General features: G+C 72.5%; 18 protein-coding genes. 7 read left to right on the top strand and 11 right to left on the bottom strand.

What is annotated here, in order from left to right:
• The first annotated feature begins 1 nt into the window (after nucleotide 1).
• From BN6_RS11540 to BN6_RS11530, 3 genes are all read left to right on the top strand, one after another.
• Nucleotides 2-1,366, top strand: coding sequence for a DEAD/DEAH box helicase family protein (locus tag BN6_RS11540; protein ID WP_015099804.1), 1,365 nt, complete (start codon nucleotides 2-4; stop codon nucleotides 1,364-1,366).
• Nucleotides 1,367-1,489: 123 nt separating this feature from the next.
• Nucleotides 1,490-1,705: a hypothetical protein gene (locus tag BN6_RS11535; protein ID WP_015099803.1), complete on the top strand. Its 216-nt coding sequence runs from the start codon at nucleotides 1,490-1,492 to the stop codon at nucleotides 1,703-1,705.
• A gap of 156 nt (nucleotides 1,706-1,861) precedes the next feature.
• Entirely contained in the window at nucleotides 1,862-4,348 is a 2,487-nt protein-coding gene (locus tag BN6_RS11530; protein WP_015099802.1) for a collagenase, read from the top strand.
• Between the two features lie 16 nt (nucleotides 4,349-4,364).
• On the opposite strand, the gene BN6_RS11525 is transcribed toward BN6_RS11530, so the two are convergent.
• Nucleotides 4,365-5,318 carry a LysR family transcriptional regulator gene (locus BN6_RS11525; protein ID WP_015099801.1) on the bottom strand — a complete coding sequence of 318 codons (954 nt, stop codon included), beginning with the start codon at nucleotides 5,316-5,318 and terminating at the stop codon, nucleotides 4,365-4,367.
• A 132-nt stretch (nucleotides 5,319-5,450) separates the two neighbouring features.
• On the opposite strand from BN6_RS11525, the gene BN6_RS11520 reads away from it, so the two are divergent.
• Complete coding sequence (locus tag BN6_RS11520) at nucleotides 5,451-6,857, top strand: aminopeptidase P family protein (RefSeq protein ID WP_015099800.1); 1,407 nt, start codon at nucleotides 5,451-5,453, stop codon at nucleotides 6,855-6,857.
• A 116-nt stretch (nucleotides 6,858-6,973) separates the two neighbouring features.
• Here the strand turns inward: BN6_RS11520 and BN6_RS11515 are convergent, their stop codons facing one another.
• Complete coding sequence (locus BN6_RS11515) at nucleotides 6,974-7,537, bottom strand: snapalysin family zinc-dependent metalloprotease (protein ID WP_015099799.1); 564 nt, start codon at nucleotides 7,535-7,537, stop codon at nucleotides 6,974-6,976.
• 291 nt (nucleotides 7,538-7,828) lie between these two features.
• Between BN6_RS11515 and BN6_RS11510 the strand changes: the two genes are divergently transcribed.
• Complete coding sequence (locus BN6_RS11510) at nucleotides 7,829-8,719, top strand: hypothetical protein (protein ID WP_015099798.1); 891 nt, start codon at nucleotides 7,829-7,831, stop codon at nucleotides 8,717-8,719.
• Between the two features lie 56 nt (nucleotides 8,720-8,775).
• Here BN6_RS11510 and BN6_RS45530 read toward each other — a convergent pair whose 3' ends face one another.
• The 3 genes from BN6_RS45530 to leuA form a co-directional block, all read right to left on the bottom strand.
• Complete coding sequence (locus BN6_RS45530; RefSeq protein ID WP_015099797.1) at nucleotides 8,776-9,060, bottom strand: hypothetical protein; 285 nt, start codon at nucleotides 9,058-9,060, stop codon at nucleotides 8,776-8,778.
• Between the two features lie 13 nt (nucleotides 9,061-9,073).
• A complete protein-coding gene (locus BN6_RS11505; protein ID WP_231905211.1) occupies nucleotides 9,074-10,003 on the bottom strand; it encodes a hypothetical protein in 930 nt (309 codons plus the stop codon).
• Nucleotides 10,004-10,306: 303 nt separating this feature from the next.
• Nucleotides 10,307-12,028, bottom strand: a complete 1,722-nt coding sequence (leuA, locus tag BN6_RS11500) for a 2-isopropylmalate synthase (protein ID WP_041312600.1) — start codon at nucleotides 12,026-12,028, stop codon at nucleotides 10,307-10,309.
• Between the two features lie 181 nt (nucleotides 12,029-12,209).
• On the opposite strand from leuA, the gene BN6_RS11495 reads away from it, so the two are divergent.
• Nucleotides 12,210-12,878 (top strand): FadR/GntR family transcriptional regulator, encoded by a 669-nt coding sequence (locus BN6_RS11495; RefSeq protein WP_015099794.1) that lies wholly within the window; start codon nucleotides 12,210-12,212, stop codon nucleotides 12,876-12,878.
• Nucleotides 12,879-13,014: 136 nt separating this feature from the next.
• Nucleotides 13,015-13,680, top strand: a complete 666-nt coding sequence (locus tag BN6_RS11490; RefSeq protein WP_015099793.1) for a hypothetical protein — start codon at nucleotides 13,015-13,017, stop codon at nucleotides 13,678-13,680.
• Here the strand turns inward: BN6_RS11490 and BN6_RS11485 are convergent.
• The 6 genes from BN6_RS11485 to BN6_RS11460 form a co-directional block, all read right to left on the bottom strand.
• Complete coding sequence (locus tag BN6_RS11485) at nucleotides 13,677-14,258, bottom strand: hypothetical protein (RefSeq protein ID WP_041312598.1); 582 nt, start codon at nucleotides 14,256-14,258, stop codon at nucleotides 13,677-13,679. The two genes, BN6_RS11490 and BN6_RS11485, sit on opposite strands and share 4 nt — an antisense overlap.
• Before the next feature lie 58 nt (nucleotides 14,259-14,316).
• A complete protein-coding gene (locus BN6_RS11480) occupies nucleotides 14,317-14,970 on the bottom strand; it encodes a response regulator (protein WP_041312596.1) in 654 nt (217 codons plus the stop codon).
• Nucleotides 14,971-14,991: 21 nt separating this feature from the next.
• Nucleotides 14,992-16,581 carry a histidine kinase gene (locus tag BN6_RS11475; RefSeq protein ID WP_158509377.1) on the bottom strand — a complete coding sequence of 530 codons (1,590 nt, stop codon included), beginning with the start codon at nucleotides 16,579-16,581 and terminating at the stop codon, nucleotides 14,992-14,994.
• An 8-nt stretch (nucleotides 16,582-16,589) separates the two neighbouring features.
• Nucleotides 16,590-17,222, bottom strand: coding sequence for a phosphatase PAP2 family protein (locus BN6_RS11470; protein ID WP_015099789.1), 633 nt, complete (start codon nucleotides 17,220-17,222; stop codon nucleotides 16,590-16,592).
• Between the two features lie 163 nt (nucleotides 17,223-17,385).
• A complete protein-coding gene (locus BN6_RS11465; RefSeq protein ID WP_015099788.1) occupies nucleotides 17,386-18,771 on the bottom strand; it encodes an MFS transporter in 1,386 nt (461 codons plus the stop codon).
• A gap of 124 nt (nucleotides 18,772-18,895) precedes the next feature.
• Nucleotides 18,896-21,832, bottom strand: a complete 2,937-nt coding sequence (locus BN6_RS11460) for a M36 family metallopeptidase (protein ID WP_015099787.1) — start codon at nucleotides 21,830-21,832, stop codon at nucleotides 18,896-18,898.
• Nucleotides 21,833-22,108: the final 276 nt, after the last annotated feature.

The following is a 22,108-nucleotide window of genomic DNA, read 5'->3' as shown; positions in this document are numbered from 1 at the left end:
GATGATCTGGTCCCACTTGGTGCTGCCGGTCCTCAGCGGCGTGGCGGTGGCCGGGATCCTCGCCCTGCTGCGAGCCGCGACGAGCCGGCGCAAGGTGCCCAACGCGTTGTCCCACAGGGTGTCCCGCCGGCACTACCTGGCGGCGGTGCTGGCCACGTCGCAGCACGCCGACGTGCACCGGCTGGACGCGTTCGTGCCGAACCTGCGCCCGGCCGGCGACAACCCGGTGCTGCGCGACATCCAGGCCGCGTGGCAGCGGATCAACGCCGACCACGGCGTGCGGCTGGTGACGCGGGAGAGCCGCGAGTGCCTGACCTCGGCCGCCGAGCTGCTCAGCCGGGGCATCGACATCCGGGTGGCGACCGCGCTGAACACCGACGAGCTGTCCTACCACGTGTTCACCGGCGTCGTGCACCACACCGTGCTCAACCACCGCGACGGCTCCCGCGACCGCCCCAACCGGCTGGACGGGATGTCCCCGGCGAAGGTCTTCCAGACCCACTTCGACCAGGTCTGGGACCAGTCGCTGCCGCTGGAGTCGGTGCTGGCCAACGAGGTGCTGCGCGGGCTGCGCCGGCCGGGCGACCGCGACGAGCTGACCCGGCAGCTGCGCTACGTGCGCTCGAAGTACGCGCTCGACGCGGTCGCGGTGAACGCCGTGGTGCGGCACCTGGCGTTCCGCGACGCCGCGCCGGTGGTGTTCGTGACCGGGCTGCCCGGCGCCGGGAAGTCGTTGGTGCGCAAGAGGTTGACCGCGAAGCTGACCGAGCTGCGGTTCCAGGTGGACGAGCTGAGCGACTACGTCTACGCGTTCCACGACTTCGTGCACAACCTGCTGCTGCTCGACGACGAGCGCGGCGACGGCTTCACCGCCGACGCGGGCGGCGCGTTCCGGGTGGCCAGCGAGGAGAACCTGCGCCCGGCGCTGGACGCGCTGGCGCAGCGGGTGTGGCGCAACATCTCCACCACGTCCATCACGCTGGTCGAGTTCGCCCGCTCGGACGTGGTCAAGGCGCTCAACGTGTTCGGCGAGTCGGTCCTGTCCTCCTGCCACCTGATCCACGTGCAGGCCTCCACCGGGGTCCGCACGGCCCGCCTCGGGGCGCGGGCCCAGCCACCGCGCATCCACATCACCGAACCGGACATCACCATCACCGTGTCCGACGACCACCGGCTGCCCAGCGTCGTCGCCAACTCGCTCTACCTGGCCGACGACTACGGCAGGCTGCGGGCGCACGGCAGCGTCGCCGGCCGGGTGCACGCGATCGACAACGAGCTGGACGACCCGACCTACGCGAAGGTCGACAGCGAGATCGACGGGTTCATCGAGAACATCGTCCGGCCGTACCGGGCGCTGGCGGCCTGAATACCGCCCCCGACAGCGTTCTGAGCTGGGAGAACAGGAAGCCCTTCGGTCGGCGGTCACATTCGCGGGAGGCGCTCCGTCAGGGCTGTGCCAGAGCGGGACAGCCCTGACGGAGCGCCTCCCATGAGCACCACCCACGTCGTCGTCACCGCCGTCGCCGCGTTCCTGGCGACCTTCTCGGCGGGTTCGGTCTTCTTCCGCGCGACGTGGGTGGTCAGGCTGATCGCGTACTTCACCGGGGCCGTGGTCACCGTGCTGCGGGCCCGCTCGTTCGGCCACGTCCCGTTCCCGCTGGTGTACCTGGCCCCGGTCGTCGCGTCGCTGCTGTTCGCCGGCTGACCGCGCCAGGGGACGCCGGGCCTGCCATAGGCCGGGGCTATCGACGGTTGGCATGACCACGGGTTGTCGGGCTGTGTGACGCTGCGCCCAGAGCGGTTCCCTGCCCCTCAGCCGGCGCAGATCCCGTGCGCGGCCCACCCGCGAAGGACGAAACCCATGGCGTTCGCACGTTTCCGACGATGTGCCTCCCTGCTGGCGGCCGTCACCGCGTTGACCACCGCCGTCCCGGCGCAAGCCGTACCAGACAACCCCGCGACACAGAACCACGCGGTACAGAACAAGACCGGGCAAGACAAGACTGGCCAGAACAAGACTGGGCAGCAGCGGCTCCCGATCGACGAGCGGGCCCCACTGTCGGCCTCGAAGGACGAGCTGCGCCGCGACTACGGCGCACCCGAGCAGCCTGCCCGCCCCTCGGCACGAGCCGCCGCGTGCAACACCGCCGACTTCACCGGCAAGACGGGATCCGCGTTGGTCGCGCAGATCCGGTCATCCACCACCGACTGCGTCAACACGTTGTTCAACCTGACCGGCACGGACGCCTACAACGCGTTCCGCGAGGCGCAGATGACCAGCGTGGCCTACGGTCTGCGGGACAACGGTTCCGCCTACCCGGGCAACAACTCCACGGGTACCGCGCAGCTCGCCCTTTACCTGCGCGCCGGCTACTACGTCCAGTGGTACAACGAGTCCGTGGTCGGCTCGTACGGCCCGACGCTCCGCGCGGCCGTCCAGTCCGGTTTGGACAGTTTCTTCGCCAATCCGCGGGCGTTCGACGTCAACGACGCCAACGGCGAGACGTTGTCCGAAGCGGTCACGCTGATCGACAGCTCCCAGCAGAACGCACGTTACCTGTACGTGGTGAAGCGGCTCCTCAACGGCTACAACGCTTCCTACGACGGTTCGTGGTGGATGCTCAACGCGGTCAACAACGTGTACACGGTGTTGTTCCGGGGCCACCAGGTGCCCGAGTTCGTGACGGCCGTGCAGCGCGACCCGAGCGTGGTGGACACCCTCCAGGGCTTCGCGACCAACCACCTCGACCTGCTCTCCGGCGACCGGAGCTACCTCACCTCCAACGCCGGGCGCGAACTCGGCCGGTTCCTCCAGCACACGGCCTTGCAGGCGAAGGTTCGCCCGCAGGCCAAAGCGCTGCTGGGCAGGTCGTCGGTCACCGGCGCGACCGCCCCGCTGTGGGTCGGGGTCGCGGAGATGACCGACTCGTACGACAAGGCGAACTGCGCGTACTACGACACGTGCGACTTGCCCAACCGGCTCGCGGCAGCGGTCCTGCCGATCAACCACACGTGCAGCTCGACGTTGCGGATCCGCGCGCAGCAGATGTCCGCCGACGAGCTGTCGCGCACGTGCGCGAGCCTGCTCTCCCAGGACGCCTACTTCCACCGCGTGGTCGACGATCCGGGGCCGGTGGCCGGTGACGGCAACACCGCGTTGGAGGTGATCGCCTACAACTCCAGCACCGACTACCAGACCTACGCCGGCGCGATGTGGGGCATCGACACCAACAACGGCGGCATGTACCTGGAAGGCGACCCGTCGGCAGCGGGCAACCAGGCGCGGTTCATCGCCTACGAGGCGGAGTGGCTGCGGCCGGCGTTCGAGATCTGGAACCTCAACCACGAGTACACGCACTACCTCGACGGCCGCTTCGACATGCACGGCGACTTCAACGCCGGCATGACCACGCCGACCATCTGGTGGGTCGAGGGCTTCGGCGAGTACATCTCCTACCACTACCGCAACGTCTCCTACGACGCGGCGATCACCGAGGCCGGTCGCCGGACGTACGCGCTGAGCACGTTGTTCGACACCACGTACTCGCACGACACCAATCGGATCTACCGCTGGGGCTACCTCGCCGTGCGGTACCTGCTCCAGTCGCACCCGGCCGACGTGGCGCGCGTGCTCGGCTACTACCGGACCGGGAACTGGACCGCCGCCCGCACCTACCTCAAGTCCACGATCGGCACCCGCTACGACAACGACTGGTACGCCTGGCTTTCCGCGTGCGCGGCGGGCTCGTGCGGCGGCGGCACGCCGACCAACAGCCCGCCGGTCGCCGACTTCACCGCCACCGCGAGCGGCCGCGTGGTGGCGTTCGCCGACCGCTCCACCGACCCGGACGGCACGATCTCCGCGCGGCGCTGGGACTTCGGTGACGGCACCGCGGCCACGACCGCCGCACCCAGCCACACCTACACCGCCGATGGCACCTACACCGTCCGCCTCACCGTGACCGACAACGGCGGCGCGACGGCCACCGCCACCAAGTCCGTGACGATCAGCGGCACCACCGCGTGCACCGGGTCCGACACGCGGGAACTGGGCCGTGATTGCGGGCGCGCCAACCGTTCCGCGACCGACTCCGGCTACGACTACCTGTACCTGCCGCTGCCGGCCGGCACGACGTCGTTGCGGATCACCGCGTCCGGCGGCACCGGCAACTGCGACCTGTTCTACAGCGGCAGTTCGTGGGCGACCGCGGCCACCGCGACGCACCGCTCCACGGCCGCCGGCAACACCGAGTCGATCACCGTCGCCGATCCGGCCGCCGGGTACGCCTACGTCAGCCTCAAGGGCGAAGCCGCGTGCTCGGGGGTCACCGTCACCACCCGGTACTAGGAACCCGGTACCGGTCTCAGCCGATCGGCGGGTGCACCTCGCGGTGCGCCTCCCACCACGGCCGGAACGACGGGCTGGCCAGGGCGTGCTCGGTGTACGCCCTGGCCACCTCGGCGTACATCCGGTTCGCCCGGTCCCAGTCCACCCGCTGCCGCCGCCAGGCCAGCACCAGCCGCAACCGCAGCGGTTCCCCCACCAGCGGCCGGACCACCAGGCCGGGACCGCCCGACGAGGTCGGCTCGACCAGCTGCACGGCCTTGCCCGCCGCGATGAGCTGCCGGCCGCCGCCGCTGGGCACCTCGAACCTGATCTGCGGGCTGAAACCGGCCTTGCGGCACGCCGCGCGCAGGGCGGCCAGCGAGCCGTCCTCCGCGCCCGGCGGGCCGATCCACGCCTCGTCGGCCAGGTCGGCCAGGTCGACCTCGGCGGCGCGGGCCAGCGGGTGCCCCGCGGACAGCGCCACGAACACCGGCACCCACGGCAGCAGGATGCGCTGGGCGAGGTCGCGGTCCAGCGCGATGTCCTGGTCCTCGGAGATTCCGATCACCGCCGCGTCGAGGTGGCCGTGCGCGAGCGATTGCGCGAGCGCGGTCGCGGACGGGTCGACGTGCAACGAGATGTCGTCCTCCGGCAAACCCCTGTCGAGGCGTTCGTAGAGCGTCGCCACGCATTCCATGTGCACCGTGCCGAACCGGATCGGACCGTCGCCGCCGCCGGTCAGGTCGGCGCCGAACGAATCGAGCTCGACCAGCAGCAGACGGGCCCGGCGCAGCACCCGGTCGCCCAGTTCGGTGGGAGTCACGCCGGTCCGGCTGCGGTCGAACAACTGGCCTCCGACCAGCCGTTCCACCCGCTGGAGCAGGGTCGTCAGGGACGGCTGGGAGATGCCGAGCCGGGCCGCCGCCCGGGACACGCTGCCCGCGTCGGCGATGGCGCACATGGCCCGCAGGTGCCGGATCTCCAGGTCCATAGCACGACCCTATAGCCGTTCGGGATTACCCGCCAAGGGCGTTGCGCGGGCACCATCACCGGGACAGGCGAAGCGTTTTTGCGGAAATGAACCGCGCAATTCCGCGCAATCACCACGGCGACAAGGGAACCGATGAACAACCGCACCCGCCGGGACCTGGCGAAGCCGGCCGAAGCGGACGGGTTCCGCACCTGGGTCCGGGACGGCTGGGCCGATCCGGACGTCCGCGCCGACCTCGTGCCGGGTGCCGCCGAGGCCGCCGCCGCGCACCGGGACCGGCTCTCCGCCGCGTTCCCCGGACGACGCCTGGCGCTGGCCGCCGGACGGCCCTCGGTGCGGTCCCACGACACGTTCCACGACTTCCGCGCGGACACCGACTTCGTGTGGCTGACCGGTTTCCGCGCGGAGGGCGCGGTGCTGGTGATGCAGCCCTCGGCGGCCGGCCACGACACGGTGCTCTATCTGCCCACACCGGCCGACGCGCACGAGGTCGACTTCTTCGCCGACGCCGACCGCAGCCCGTTCTGGGTCGGCGCGGTGCCCGGCCCGGCCGAGTGGGAACGGGCGCTGGGCCTGCCCTGCCGGCCGCTGGAGGAGTTGCCGCGCGGGCTGCGCGGCCGGCACCCGGCGACGTTGTCCGGCGGCCGGGACCCCCTGCTCGACGCGCTGGCCGGCGGGCCGAGCGCCGACCTGCGCCGGGTGCTCGCGGAACTGCGCCGGATCAAGGACGACTGGGAGGTCGGCCAGTTGCGGGCCGCCGTCGCCGCGACCGTCGACGGTTTCGCCGATGTGGCACGGGAACTGGGGACGGCCGTGCGCGGCGGCGGGGAGCGGTGGCTGCAGGGGACGTTCGACCGGCGGGCGCGCACGGCCGGCAACGGTCCGGGTTACGCCTCGATCGTGGCCGCCGGGGCGAACTCCCCGGTGCTGCACTGGACCCGGTGCGACGGCGCGGTCCGCGAGGACGACCTGCTGCTGCTCGACGCGGGCGTGGAGGCGACCACGCTGTACACCGCCGACGTGACGCGCACCTTCCCCGTGTCCGGCGAGTTCAGCGAGGCGCAACGGGGGGTGTACGACCTGGTGCACGACGCGCACGTGGCCGCGCTGGCGCAAGTGCGGCCGGGCAACGACTTCCGGGCGTTCCACGACACCGCGATGCGCGTCCTGGCGGAGGGCCTGCACGACTGGGGCCTGCTGCCGGTGTCGGTGGACAAGGCGCTGGACCGCGACGGCCAGCACCACCGCCGCTACATCGTCTGCGGCACCGGCCACTTCCTCGGCCTGGACGTGCACGACTGCGCCCGGTCACGGCCGGAGGCGTACCAGGAAGGCGTGCTGGAGCAGGGGATGGCGTTGACCGTCGAGCCGGGCCTGTACTTCCACCCCGGCGACCTGACGCTGCCGCCGGAGTTGCGCGGCATCGGCGTGCGGATCGAGGACGACCTGGTGGTGACCGCCACCGGGGCCGAGGTGCTGTCCGCCGGACTCCCCACCACGGCGGACGGCATCGGCGCCTGGGTGTCGGGACAGGGCTGACACCCAGGCGTGCCGGGGATGTGCGGGTGGACGGCCGCGATACCGTCCACCCGCACACCGGCGAGGGTGCGTGACCCTTCAGCCCGCCCGGTCCCTGCGGTGCCGGGCACGTCGCGTCACGCGGCGCTGAGCGCCTCCGCCGGTGCCGGCCACGAGTCCACGGCCCACTCGATCGGGCCGGAGCGCTCGGCCCGGAAGCCACCCGCGAAGCTCTGGTTGACCCAGTTCGCCTCACCCGCGCTGGGGTTGGGGTTGCGGCACTGCGTGCCCGCGCTGCCGCCGGACATCAGGATGTTGCAGTCGCGGTTGTAGTTGTCGCGCAACCCGAGTGAGTGGCCCATCTCGTGGGCGACCACCCGCAGCGGCGAGTAGCCCTGGTTGATCTGGACGCGGTCCAGGATGATCCAGCCCGAGCCGTGGCCGATGGAGGCGCGCGAACCGCCGCCGCTGGTCACCGAGATCTGGATGTTGCCGCCGCTGGAAACCTGCGACATCCGGATGTTGGGCACCCGGCTGTTCCAGATCTGGATCGCCTGCGGCACGTACGAGGCGTACTCACCGCCACCGCTGACGGTGATGTTGCGGGCTTGGATCTGCACCGGGGCGGCGACGGCCGGCGCGGCGAGCGCGAGCGTCGACAGGGTGACCCCGACGGCTGCGGCGAGAATTCTGCGAAGCAATTGTCAACTCCGTTCTGACAGGGGAGAAGTCGACCCGCAGGGCGAATTACCGATCGGCACGGGGAAAGGGCCTTTCACCGATCGGAAAGCAGGACAGCTTCACCGTACTGGGCGGGTGCCCGTTCACAAGTGCGCCGCGCACCGCCTGGTGGACTCCCCGTACGGCCGGTCGGCCGGTGATCCGGGAAGTGCTGGTGGGATAGGATTTCCAGGCGACGCCGGGCCACTTCCTGGAAAATCCCTGTAATTCCGGGTGCGGCCCGGGGCCACGGGCGCGGTCGGAGGTGTGGCATGGGAACGAACGCCGGTGCGACGTTCAGCGGTGCGTTGCGCTGCGCCATCCGGGCCAGCGGATTGACGTTGCAGGCCGTGCAGGCCAGGCTTACCCGGCGCGGCACACCGGTTTCGGTGGCCGCGTTGAGCAGTTGGCAATCCGGCACGAACCGGCCGGAACGCCCCGGCTCGTTGCGCGCGGTCACCGAATTGGAAGTGCTGCTCGGCTTGGAGTCCGGTGCGCTGATCACCCTGCTCGGACCGCGCCGGCCGCGCGGCCGGCACACCGCCGGCCACCCCCGTTCCGACGTGCTGCCGCAATCCGCCGCGGTGGCCGAACTCGTCGACCAGATCAGTCCGGAGAAGTTCGACGGAATACGCCTGCTCTACGTCGAGGAACACGTCCGGGTCAATCCGGACCGGACGTTGCGCGAAGTCCGCACCCGGTCCGTCGCGGAAGCCGTGCGGGACGGCGTGAGCCGCTGCTTCTCGGTGAACTTCGCCGACTCGGCGGACGACCTGGACCTGGTCCGCACCGAGGCCGTCGACCGCTGCCGGCTCGGCCGGGTGCGCCGCGACCACGCCCGCCGGGTGGTCGGCGCGGAACTGCTGCTGGAACGCTCCTACCGGTCCGGCGAGGTGTTCTCGCTGGAGTACCGGTCGATCATGGGCCAGCCGGTGTTCGACCGCGAGTACTTCCGGGCGTTCACCACGCCGGTGGCGCTCTACGTGCTCCAGGTGAGCTTCGACCAGACCATGCTGCCCATTCGCTGCCACCGCTTCGAGGCACCGACCTGGTCGCAGCCCCGCGCCGACCGGGAGATCAGCCTGGTCGACCGGCGCAGCGCGCTGGTGGCCGCGCAGGACGTGAAGTCCGGCATGTACGGCGTGCGCTGGGAGTGGACCTGAACCTGGGCCAGCGGTCCTGGCGGTCGAGCCAGCCGTGGGTCAGTCTGGCGAAACGGTCACGACGTAGTGGCCAGGCCGTTCAGGTACACCTGGAACACCCGGTCGACGGCGGCCGACACCAGCGGCTCGTGCGCCGGGGTGTGGCCCTCGGGCGCGGGAGTCGTCGCCGGGGCGGTCGTCGCCCCGGGAGCGCCCCGGGAGCGCCCTGCGGCACGCCCGCCGGCACGAACCTGCCAGTGACCGGACCCGACCAGGACCGAACCTGCCGGCGACGAACCTGCCGGGGACGCGCCGAGGCGTTCGGTGCCGGAGGGGCCGGCACCGAACGCCTCAAGCTCCACAGTGGACAGTGGGTCAGAGCGTGCAGTGCTTCTGGGTGTCGACGCGCACCCGCCTGCCGGTGAACTCCTCCAGGATCGAGATGTTCTCCGGCGCGTAGTTGGTCGCGGTGATCCGGTCGGCGTTCGGGCCGCCCAGCTTGCTGCCGTACGGCGCGGACTTCTCCAGCCAGTAGGCGGTGCGCAGGAACTGGGTGAGCACGAGGTCGCGCAGCTTGGGCTCGTTCTTGATCTTCGCCCAGTACGCCGGGTGCTTGTCCTTGGCCACCCGCAGGTACAGCAGCAGGTAGCGCAGGTTGGTCGCCGCGATGTCCCGGGCGTTGCTCGCCCCGACGCCCTTGATGAACTCCTGGAGCACGGTCGCGGCCGGCAGGCCGGTCAGGCCCGCGTTCAGCTCGGCCATCACGCCCTGGAGGTGGTAGTCGCCCTGGGTCCGGTCGCGCAGGTAGATGCCGTCCATCGAGTCGGAGTACTTGTCCCGGATCAGCGGGATGATCTCCTTGCGGGCGAAGCCGTCGTGCAGCGGCACCACGGTCGCCTGGCGGGAGGCGTTGATCCACGCGGCGGTGTGCACGTTCCACCGGGTCCGCGCCGGGTCGAGGTCCCACATGTGGGTCTCCTCGTGGATCGCGACCATCATCGACTCGGCGAAGGCGTCGAAGCTGGACTTGTTCACGAACTGGTTCCAGTACTTGTCCTTGGCCTGCGCGATGGCCAGCGCCTCCCCGCTGGGCCAGCGCCGCTTGTACACGGCCTGGAGGGTCTGCATCCAGTTCGCGGAGGTGAACGACGCTTTCAGGTCGCTCACGCTCGCCGTCTGCGACGACGGTTCGTCGTAGCAGTACGGTTCGGCGGTGGCGGTGGGCGTGGCGGCGGCCGCCGTGCCCGGACCCAAGGTCAGGGCGAGCAGCACGACCACCAGGCGCAGACTGCGTTTTCGACTCACAGGGACCTCGTTTCGGAGCGCACGCGCGCGGGTGCAGGGCCGCGCACTGTTCGTGCCCGTCGTCTTGGCGGACCGTACCGACGCGCGGTCGCGCTCCCCCACTCCCAGATCCCCATAACACCGGGCCTGCCGTTCGGCGGCGGCCAAACACCCCCGAACGGCGGCACGGTGGTCAGCGCCGGACCACACGCACGCCCACCGCCCGTTGATCCGGCTCAGCCGAATCGGGCGGTCAGCGGCACCTCAGCGCCGATCGGTCGCCGCCACGCACGACGTCCACGGCACGGGCTTCGGACACGGCGGTCACGAGCGGGCCCGGTTCACCGCGGCCAGCACGGCGTGCACGGACGCGGTCAGGATCGAGGTGTCCCAGCCGGATCCCCACCGCTCCACGCCGTCCACCCGGCACCGGGCGTACGCCGCAGCGGGACTGTCCGGCCCGGTATCCGTTGCATGCTCCGAATAGGCGAGGATGTCGACGGCGATTCCCGCCGCGCGCAACGCATCCGTGAACGCCGAGAGCGGGCCGTTGCCGACACCTTCGTACGAGCCTTCACGACCGTCGACCGCCAACGCGCACGAGAACCGGTGTTCGCCGTCGGTCTCCACGGCGGACCACGACCCCAAGGTCACCACGCCCTCGTGCGCGGGGGTGATGTAGTTGGTGTGGAACAACTTTCGGAGTTCTTCGTGCGCCAACTCCCGGCCGGTGCCGTCGGTCACCTCCTGCACCATGCGCGAGAAGTCCGGCCGCATCGCCTGGGGCAGGTCCAGCCCGTGGTGCCGGTGCAGCAGGTGGGCGATGCCGCCCTTGCCGGACTGGGAGTTGATCCGGATCACCTCCTCGTAGGTGCGGCCGAGGTCGCCCGGGTCGATCGGCAGGTAGGGCACGTCCCACGGCGCTCCCGCCGCCGGCACACCGAGTTCGGCCGCCCGTTTCGCGTGGTGCGCCAAGCCTTTCGCGATCGCGTCCTGGTGGGTTCCGGAGAACGCGGTGTGCACCAGGTCGCCGCCGTAGGGGTGCCGCTGGTGGACGGGCAGGCGGTTGCAGTGCTCCACCACCTCGCGCACGGCGTCGATGTCGGAGAAGTCGAGCATCGGGTCCACGCCTTGCGTGTACAGGTTGAGCGCCAACGTGACCAGGTCGACGTTCCCGGTGCGCTCGCCGTTGCCGAACAGGCAGCCCTCGACCCGTTGCGCGCCCGCCAGCAGCGCGAGTTCGGCGCACGCCACGCCCGTGCCCCGGTCGTTGTGCGGGTGCACGGACAGGATCACCGACTCGCGCCGGGCCAGGTGGCGGTCCATGTACTCGATCTGGTCGGCGTACACGTTGGGCGTGGCGATCTCCACGGTCACCGGCAGGTTGTGGACCACCGGCCGGTCCGGGCCCGCGTCCCACAGCGCGGTCAGGCTGTCGCACACCTCCAGCACGTAGTCGGGCTCGGTGAGGTTGAAGACCTCGGGCGAGAACTGGAACCGCACGCCCGGCCGGTCGCCGACCCGTCGGGCGAGGTGGCCGGCGGCGTCGAGGATCAGCTCGTGCAACTCGGCGCGGGACCGGCCGAGGACGACGTCCCGCCACGTCGGCGCGGTGGCCGTGTAGAGGTGCACGACGACGTTCGGCAGCCCTCGGACGGAGTCGACCGTGCGGTCGATCAGGTCGTGGCGGGCCGGGGTGAACACGACCACGGTCACGTCGTCGGGCACCGCGCCACTCGTGGCCAGGTGCCGGACGAACTCGAAGTCGGTCCGGCTGGCCGACGGGTAGCCGACCTCGATCTCGGTGAAGCCCACGGTGATCAGCAGGTCGAAGAACCGGCGCTTGCGGGCGGTGTCCATCGGTTCGGCCAGCGCCTGGTTGCCGTCCCGCAGGTCGACCGGCACCCAGAGCGGTGCCCGGTCGATCCGGCGCGACGGCCAGGTGCGGTCCACGAGGGGCACCTCGACCCGGTGGTGGGCGGGCCGGTAGCGGTGGTGCGGCATCGCGCTCGGGCGCTGCCGGTTCCAGGTCTCGGACGTGGTCATGGCGGAGGAGGTCGCTCTCGGTCGGCGGACGACCGGCACAGCACGGCACCCGCCGAGGGGCGGCCGGTCCGGTCAGGCCCCGCGGCGGCGACCGAGGAGGAGCTCCCGCACCGACATGGCGCTACCCTAGCCACGAACCAACTCCTCAGACAACCTGAGGGGTGACGAGAGGTGGGTCACGTTGCTCCGGCCGTCTCCCCTGGTCGACCAGGCCGCCAACCACCTGCGCGCCCGGATCGCGGCCGGCCAGTGGCCGGTCGGCACCAAGCTGCCCGCCGAGACGGCGCTGGCCACCGCCCTGGGCGTGGGCCGGTCGACGGTCCGCGAGGCGCTGCGCGCGCTGGCCGGGGCCGGGCTCGTCCAGGCCCGCCAGGGCGCGGGCGTCTTCGTCCTGGCCACCACCGCCGACGACTGGCCCGCTGTCCTGCGCCGCGCGGCCGTCACCGACGTCTACGAGGTGCGGGTGGCCGTGGAGGTGGAGGCCGCCGGCCTGGCCGCGCTACGGCGGACCGACGCCGACCTGACGGCGTTGCGGGCGGCGCTGGCCGCACGCCGCGCGGCCGGCGGTGACGAGGAGTTCGTCGCGGCCGACATCGACCTGCACGCGGCGGTCGTGGCGGCGGCGCACAACCCCGTGCTGACGGCCGTGTTCACCGACTTCCGGCCGGTCCTGCACCGCGCCCTGGTCGACCTGGTAGAACTCCTGGCGCTGCGGGTGGCCGACCCGGACACCGGCGACGCGGCCCACGCGGCGCTGGTCGACGCCATCGCCGCCGGCGACCCGGAGACCGCCCGGCGGGTCCTGCGCGACGAGCTCGACCAGACGCTGGGACGCCTGCGCGACCGGTGAGGCGGAACCTCGCACGCCGGGCCGGCACCGGCTGTCGGGCTGCGTCACCTGATCCGGCGACTTCGAGATCCGCCGTGACCGGGGCCGGACCGCGCGTGCGGCGGGTGAAGATCGAGGCCGCGCCGGGGACGAGGGCGTGCCGGTGTTCGGCGACCCGGCCGAGGGCCGCCGGTGGCGGGCGGCGCGGCAGGCCGCGATGGCGCACGTGCTCGCGGTCGTGGCGGCTTCGACTTCGTGGTCACGCTGGCCGGGTCCGCCTGGGACGGTCCGCGAGGCAGGGGCGATGCTGGACGGGCTGGTCGCGGCAGTGGCCACCGACCCGGCCCGGGGCTTCGGGCGGATGCGGCGGTGTCCGGGGACAAGCCAGGGCTTGGCTACCCTGACCCGGAGAACGTGCCGGGTGGACGGGGTGTCGAGGGTGGAACTGACCATGAGCTGCCGGTTCGGCGGCCCCGAGCACTCCCCCGCCGACGGCGTGCTCCTGCGGCGGGCGTTGGTGCCCGCGCTCGCGCCGATCGCCGTGGACGGGCTGGACGTGCTCGACGTGCGCCTCACCCTGGGCGGCTCGATCACGTCCGGCGAGGGGCACGGCGGCGTGCACAACCTGCGGTACTCGGCCGCGCGCAAGCGGATCACGGTCAACCTCGTCGTCCCGGCCGACGAGATCGCGGCGGCGTCCGTCCTGCACGCCGTCGGCCCGCACTTCGCGGCGCTGGCCCGGCGGGTGGCCGAGCGGTGCGCGCCGCAGCGGGCGGACGAGCTGGCGGCGGCGTTCGACGGCGCGCTGCGGGGCCTGGCCTAGAAGTCCAGGAAGCCCGGGACGACGACCGTGGCGTGGCCGTGCTCGTCCAGCGCGCCGTAGAAGTAGATCGCGCCGTAGCCGAACGGGTAGTCGCCGAACAGGAACTCGCCGGCCGGGTGGTCGCCGTGCGGCAGGCCGTCGTCGTCCACCTGGAACAGGAAGCGGTACCCGTCGGCTTCGACGGCCGCCGCGTACGACGGCTCGTTCTGGATCAGCGCGGGCTCGTCGGCGATCCGCACGAACGCCGTCCGCCCGCCCGCGTCGACCAGGGCCGCGCTGCCGAGTCCGGGGTGGACGCCGCGCACGTCGTCACCGCGCGGCGACGGCGGGTGCAGCACGGCCTTCGCGCCGATCCCGGGGTACTCCACGTCGTCGGCGGCGATGGTGAACCCCCGCCGCAGCAACACCGACACCTCGCGCCCGCCCGACCAGGGTGCGGCGTCCGCGCCGAGCGTGAGCAGGTAGTCGTACCGGTCGAGCAGATCGCCTTCCAGCGCGAGGCATCGCGGCGCCGTGCCGCCGACGCGCGAACCCACCCGGCTGTCCTGAGCCGCCACGTCGAACTCGACCGGAGCCATGAGCGCGAGCCTAACCCGCGCCGCCGCCGCTCGGGCCCGGCGGCCGAGCGGCTGCGCGTCAGGTCGTCGGCGGGATCAGACCGGCTTCGTAGGCGACGATCGCGGCTTGGACCCGGTTGCGCACGTCGAGGTGCCGCAGGACGTTGCCTACGTACACCTTCACGGTTCCTTCCACGACGTGGAGGCGTTCGGCGATCTCGGCGTTCGACAGGCCCGCGCCGACCAGGCCGAGCACCTCGCGCTCGCGTCCGGTCAGGTCGCCGACGCGGTCGCCGGCGCGCAGCCGGGGACCCCGGCCGGACACGTGGTCGACCAGCCGTTTCGCGACCAGGGGCGAGAGGTACGCGGCACCGGACGCGACCGCGCGCACCCCCGCGACGATCTCGTGCGGGTCGCCGGTCTTGAGCACGAACCCGCCGATCCCCTCGCCGAGCGCGCGGGAGATGTACCCGTCGTCGGCGAACGTGGTCAGGATCAACGACGCGGTGCCGGTGTCCAGCCGCCGGATCTCCGCCGCCGCGTCGAGCCCGTCCAGCTCGGGCATCCGGATGTCCAGCACGGCCACGTCCGGCCGGTGCGCGAGCACCAGGTCGACCGCCGCGCGCCCGGTGCCCGCCTCGCCGACCACTTCCACGTCGTGCGCGGTCGCCAGCACGGCCCGCACCCCGACGCGCACGACCGCTTCATCGTCCGCCAGCACCACCCTGATCACACCCGGCATCTTCGCCCCCGGTCACGGGTCGCGCGCGAGCAGGGCCTTGTCGGCCAGCCGGCCGTCCCGGAAGCACAGCCGGTAGAGGTCCAGCCGGCGGGCGTCGAACGGGTTGCGGTGGGTGCTGTAGTAGTGGCAGGTCGCGCCGGCGGGCGGCAGCGGGGCCCGGCCGGGGTCGTCCACCCGCGTGCGGGCCGGCAGCACGGCCGCCACCTCGGACTCGGCCTGCCCGACCCGCAGGCGCTGGTAGTCGGCGGGGTCGAGCACGGAGGTCGTCGCGTCGAACACCAGGTAGCCGAGCGCGGCGAGCACGATCCCACCCGCCACGGCGCAGGTCAGCAGCACGGTGCGCCGGGCACTGCGCCGGACTTGCAGCTCTGCGCGGCGGCGGTGGGTGCCGGTGGCCGGGGCGTCGTGCAGGACCGGCGAGGCGGGCAGGCTCGCGCGCACCTCGAACCCGCCGCGCTCGCCGGCACCGCCGAGGTCGCGCGCGGCGAACGTGCCGCCGACGAGCGCGACCCGTTCGGCCAGCCCGAGCAACCCCCGGCCACCACCGGCGGCCGGGCCGCGCCGCCCCGGTCCGGACACCACGCTGAGCTCGACCCCACCGCCGTCCGCCCCACCACCCCGGCCGAGGTCACCACCGGCCCGGTCGAGGTCACCGTCTGCCTGGGTGGGGTCACCGCCGGATCGGGTGGGGTTGTTGCCGGTTCGGGTCAGGTCGACGGTGACGGGTGCGCCCGGGGCGTGTTTGATCGCGTTGGTGATCGCCTCGGTGACCACGCGGTGCACGGTGTGCGCGATGACCGGGTCGACCGCCCCCAGGCCGTCGCCGGTCGACTCCACCACCAGGCCGGCGAGTCGGGCCCGGTCCAGCACCTCGTCCAGCGACTCGACGCGCTCCGGTTCCCCGGTGCGCAGCAGGCTCACCACGTCGGCCAGCCGCTCGGCGGCGGCGGTGACCGCCTCGCGGGCCGCCCGAGCCGACGCGCGGTGCTCCACGCCCAGGTCCGGCGCCAGTTCCAGCGCACCGGTCCGCAGCGCCGCCCGCGCCAGCTCGTGCCCGACCAGGTCGTGCATCTCGGCGGCCAGCCGGGCCCGTTCCCGGGCACGGGCCCGGTCGACGTCGCGTTCGAGCTGTTCGGCACGCTGCCACCCGGCCTCGACCATCGCCAGGTACTGCCGCCGGTAGCGCCCGATCGTCCACGGCACGGCCGCGAGCGCCGCCGTCCCGGACAACGCCGCCAACGCCGTGTCCGCACCGCCCACGACGACCGCCACCGTCACCGCGCCCGCACCGAGCACGACGAGCGCCACGACACCGCGTTCCCCGGTCGTCGCGTGCCGCCCGGCCAGGAACGCCACCGAGGCCAGCCCCGCCGACAACGCCCCCACGGCCACGGTGCTGTCCACCGACACCGCCGCGAAGAACGACACCTGCCACGTCACCCCGGCCGCCAGCAGCGCCCCCACCGGCCACCGGCGCGCCGCCGGCACCACCGCGGCGAGAACCACCAAGTACGCCACCGCTTCCCAGGGTGCCAACCGGCCGGGCAGCGACGTGATCGCCGCCCACACCACCGGCACCGCCGCTACCAGCCACACAAGCACGCCAGGCATCATCTCCCACCGAGCAGCACGCCACCCACCGTGTGCTGGCGCAACCGCGCGACGACCGGGGCCACGGCCCGTGCGCCCACCGGCAACCCCAGCGCCACAACGGCTCCGCACAGGAGCCCGGCCGCCACGTCGTGCGGGTAGTGCGCCCCGACGAACACCCGCGAGAACGCCGCCGCCACCGCCACCGCCCCGGCGAGCACCCCCAGTCGCCCGCTGCACCAGGCGATCCCGACGGCCGCCGCACCGGCGATGGCGGCGTGGTTGCTGGGGAACGACCAGTCGCCCACCACCGGGCACGCCACCACCGTCACCACCTCGCCCAACGCCCGGCACGGCCGGTCCACCTGCCACCCCACCTTCACCGTCTCGCTGATCACGTACGCCACCACGGTCACGACGGGCACGAGCACCGCGCGCGCCATCGCCGCCGCCGAGCCCCGCCGCGCCCGCCACCACAGCAGCAGGGAGCCGAGCGCGAACAGGACCAGCACCGCGTCGGTGAAGAACGCGCCGAACACCTGCACGGGCTCCGGGCTGGTCACGCCGAGCCGTGCGATGTCGAGGTACCACTCGGCGCTCACGTCGGGCACGTCGTCCACCGGGATCGCCGCCCCGGCCGGAAGTTGTTCCATGCGAACGAAGTTAGCGACGATGATCGACTGCCACCGCTGCCGAAGGTGAAGCGCTCGCCCTGCCTTTCGACAGGGTGTCGACCCTGCCGGTCAGAGCTGCCGGCGGGCGCGTCGACGTCGTGGACGACGGTATCGGCCCGACCGTGTCCGCAACCGCACTTGGCTAACGCGAGCCCTCGGACTCGACCCGGGAAGGCGCGGGGATGTCCCGGAGGTCGCGTTGGCGGGTTTCACCGGCCCACAGGAACGCGACGACCGTGCACGCGAGCGTCGCGCACAGGAACAACGCGGCCGGGACCGTGGACGGGAAGCGGTGCAGCAGGGCCACGCCGACGACCGGCGCGAGCGAACCGCCGACCACGGTCGCCGACTGGTAGCCCAGCGACGCCCCGGTGTAGCGCACCTCGCTGGGGAACAGCTCGGCGAAGAACGCCGACTGCGCGCCGGTGATCAGGCCGTGCAGGGTCAGCCCGACGACGATCACCAGCACCACGCCGGCGAACCCGCCGCCGTCCACCAGCGGCAGGCCCACCAACGCCCACACCGCGATGAGCACGGCGAGCACGACCGAGCAGGGCCGGCGGCCGAACCGGTCGGCGAGCAGCCCGCCGGTCGGGATCGCCACCACCTGGAAGACCGACGCGATCGTGACGGCGGAGAGCACGGTGCCCTTCGGCAGGTGCACGATCTGGGTCAGGTACGAGATCAGGAAGATGCTGAACGTGTAGTAGGTCGCCTTCTCCCCGACGTTCGCCAGCGCGGCGATGAGCACCGGCTTGCGGTGGTCGCGCAGCACCGTCCGGATCGGCGCCCGGTCCGGTGCCACTCCACGGCCGGGCTCACCACCGGGCTCACGGCCGGACTCGCGGCCGGACTCCTGGGCGGCCTCGCGGGCGGCCAGGAACAGCGGGGACTCCTCCACCGCGTGCCGCAGCCAGATCCCGATCACCACGAGCACCGCCGAGAGCAGGAACGGGATCCGCCAGCCCCAGCCGAGGAACTGCTCGTCGGTGACCCCGAGCCCGAGCACCGCCAGCACCCCGGTCGCGATCATGTTGCCCAGCGGCCCGCCGGTCTGCGGCCAACTGCTCCAGAACCCGCGCCGTGCCGCCGATCCGTGCTCCGCCACCAGGAGCACCGCGCCGCCCCACTCGCCGCCCAGCGCCAACCCCTGCACCAGGCGCAGGACCGTCAGCAGGACCGGCGCGGCGACGCCGATCGAGGCGTACGACGGGATGAGCCCGATCGCGACCGTCGCCGAGCCCATCACGATCAGGCTCAACGACAACGTGCGCCGGCGGCCGAACCGGTCGCCGAGGTGGCCGAACACCACGCCGCCCAGCGGCCGCGCCAGGAACCCCACGGCGTAGGTGACCAGCGCCAGCAGCACACCCGTCAACGGGTCGCTGCTCGGGAAGAACACCTTGTCGAACACCAGCGCGGCGGCCGTGCCGTAGAGGAAGAAGTCGTAAAACTCGATCGTCGTGCCGGCCACGCTCGCCGCGACGATCCTGGCGAAACCTCGCCGTGACGGAGTCTCGGTGGACATCACGCCTCCGGAGTTCGACAGCCGGCCGCCACCGAACGTAGAACGATCGACTACACACCGTCAAGCACGGCGAGACGCACGCCGTCCGCGTGCGTCGAGAGCACCCGGACGGCGTGCGCGTCGATCAGTTCCGGAACGCCTGGAACTCGGCGATCCGCACGGCCTGCGCCGCCGCCGGGTTGCCGGTGGCGCAGTCGCTGGTCGAGCGCGGGTCGTTGTGCTGCGAGCCGGCGTACTCCGGTGCGCCGGTGCACTGGTTGGTCAGCACCCGGACCATCAGGTGGGTGGCCTTGGTGGGCGGGATGTGGAACGACCGCAGGGTCAGGTCCGAGGCGGTCGGCCGGGGGCCGTTGGCCGGGAAGGCGTTGGCGGGACTGGTGAACACCTTCCGGTAGGACGCCGCGCTGTCGCAGTTCGCGCCGGACGCGCTGGTGCACGCCAACACCTCGAACTGCCGCACCGCGGTGAACCGGCTCTGCGTGCCGGGGTCGGCATCGGGGTCGATCGCCGGGCGCAGCAACGCGCTGAGCTGCACGCGTCCCACCCGCTGCGGTTCGGTGCCGGCCAGGTCGACCCGGACCGACCGGCCCGCGACCGGCGCGCCGAGCGCCGCCCAGCCGGACGCCTCGGTGTCGTCGATGAGCTTGTCGAGGTTCACGCCGTCGCCGGCCGCGGTCGCGCCGAGCGCCTTGGACGCCAGGTTGCGCGTGCTCGGCGGCCGGATCGTGTCGCGTTCGCCGGGTTCCACCGTGCGGCGCAGGCGGGTGCTGCCGTAACCCACACCGGCGACCACGAAGCGGTAGGAGCCGGGGGCGAGTTGGACGGTGTCGGGCAGCGGCGTGGCCGGGTCGGTGTCGGCCACCGGGGTCGAGCGGGCCTCGTAGTCGCCCACGTACAGCCGGACCGGGGTCTTGGCGTCGTTCGGGGCCAGCCGCAGGGTGGCGTTGCGGGCGTGCGGCGAGGCGAAGCTCGGCGTCGGGTCCTGGTCGTTGGGGCCGTTGCTGGCCGCGCCCTGGCCCAGGCCGCGCCGGGCGAAGGCGTTCCACAGCAGCGGGACGTCCGCGCCGCCGAAGCGGACCTCGTTGGCGGCGATCGTGGCGTCGCGCATGTCGACGTAGCTCACCGCGCCGGAAGCGTTGAGCAGCAACGAGTCGAACACCTGCTGGATCCAGCGCCGGTTGCCGGGGCACTCCTCCACCGGCTGCCTGCCGTCGGCGCACGCCCGCTGCCGCGCGGGCGTGCCGTTGCCGTAGCGCTCGATCATCGCCTTGCGCACGTCGAAGCTGGTGGCGCTCCAGATCTCGCCGTCCGCGTGCACCTGCGCGCCGACCAGGTCGTAGGCCACGTTGCTGTAGTTGAGCGGGCTTCGGCTCAGGTCGTAGTTGCGGATGCCGGACTTCGCGTCGCCGGTGACGTACCCGCCGACGACGTACCGGGTGTCACCGCGCGGCACGAAACCGTACTCGTACAGGTACTCCACCGCGAACAGGTCCGAATGCGACTCGTTCATCGCACCCGCCTGCGCGCCGGACCAGCCGCTGTCCGGACCGGCGATGAGCCGGCCGCTGATCGCGTGGCCGTACTCGTGCCCGATGACCGACATGTCGTAGTCGCCGTCGACGCACGGGCCGTAGAACGCGCCGGGCACCGGCTGCCACAGGTACATGTTCGTCGTCGGCGCGACGCCGTCGGGTGGGGTGATCTGGTTGGCGTTGTTGCGCGACGGGAAGCCCGGCGGCGCGCCGCCGACCCGACCGCCGGCCTGCGCGTTGCCGCGCTCGGCGTCGCCGCCCAGCCCGCCGTGGGTTCCGTTGTCCGCCTGCATGTTCCAGGTCTCCTCGGTGAACCCGAGGTGGTAGGACCAGTCGTGCATCCGGTTGTGCATGGCGAACAGGTTGGTCAGCGCGGCGTCGATGTCGTTCTGCTGCGGGGTGTCGAACACCGCCGGGTCGCAGCGCTTCTCGTGCCACTGGTTGGTCCACGGGTAGGTGTACTCGCGCGACGGGCTGGCGGCGGCGGTGCGGGTGCCCACCGTGCCGCCGGCCAGGTCGTCCCACTTCTCGGTGGCACGGCCGGAGTTGCCCGCCGAGGTCTTGGACGAGCCCGTCGCGTCGGCGTCCCAGGCGGCACCGCGGTCGGCCGTGCGCACCGCCCGTTCACAGCCGCGCACCTTGACCAGGCACCACGTCACGCGGTTGTCGCGGGTGGAGTAGTCGGCCGGCGGGTTGGCCGGGAAGACGTCCCACTCCGGGTTGTCCGAGTCGTGGTCCACGAGGTCCTCGCGGACCAGCAGCGCGCCGGTCCGGGCGTCGACGTAGCTGGTGTAGCCGGCCGGGTGCGACTCGTCGCCGCCGACCAGGACGACCTGGTAGGCCGCGCGCGCCGGGCCGTCCGGCATGGGCACCGCGCCCAGCCGGACCCGGGACGTGGCGGCGTTCGCGAGGCCGGCGTCGGCGGTCGCGGCGGCCAGCGCCCGGTCCGGGGCGAGGGTGGCGGGCTCGGGGTCGGCGCGGGTCGGGCTCAGCGTGGAGCTGAGGTAGACCACGACGCCGTCCCGGATGCCGAAGGTGGCCAGTCCGTCCAGCAGCGCCGGTGTGCCGCCGAAATCCTGGCGGAGCATGACGTACGAGCCCTGCCCCATCGGGCGGCTGACCACGACCTGCATCGCGGCAGGCGCCCCGGCGGCCAGTCCGAACAGGTCGCGGTTGTCTTCCAGGTAGCCGCGCGCGACCGCCACCGGGTCCTGCCCCGCGTCGCGCCGTTGCACGTCGGCGCGCGGGACCAGGGTGGCGGGTGCGCCGTAGCGGTTCCACCGGACGGTCGTGCCCCGGTCGCCCGCGAGCGCCACCTGCCGGTCGGTCGGCGGTGTCGCGCCGGGACGGTTGTCGACGTCGCCGTCGCCGTGGGTGTCGCCTTGGACGGCCGACGCACCGATGACGCCGGGCGCGGCGCCGGGCGGGGTGGCGGGTGCGCCCGACGCCGTTCCCACCGCCAGTGGACTGATCACCAGCACGCCGGTCGCGGCGAGCGCTGTGACCCTCCGGAGAGCCTGTCTCCGCATCTGTGAACGCCTCTCTCCAAGCCCTCGGGAGGTCCCGGCGAGCGAGTCGGACGAACCGTGACGATCCGAGCCTTCCGGTTGGGCGCAGGCGATGGATAGGCCCGTTCGCACGGCTCGACCACGGCCGTCCGCACCCTTGCCCGCCCCCGACGACCACTGCCGACGACCACTGCGGACGATCACCGCGCAGGACCACCCCGGACGATCACCGCGCGCGGTGCCGGATGCGCCGGACGACGCTGGAATCCGTGGACCGGGCGGACTAGTGTCCGGTGG

The organism is Saccharothrix espanaensis DSM 44229, from assembly GCF_000328705.1.
Classification (GTDB): domain Bacteria; phylum Actinomycetota; class Actinomycetes; order Mycobacteriales; family Pseudonocardiaceae; genus Actinosynnema; species Actinosynnema espanaense.
This window is presented reverse-complemented; position numbering and strand designations above follow the sequence as displayed.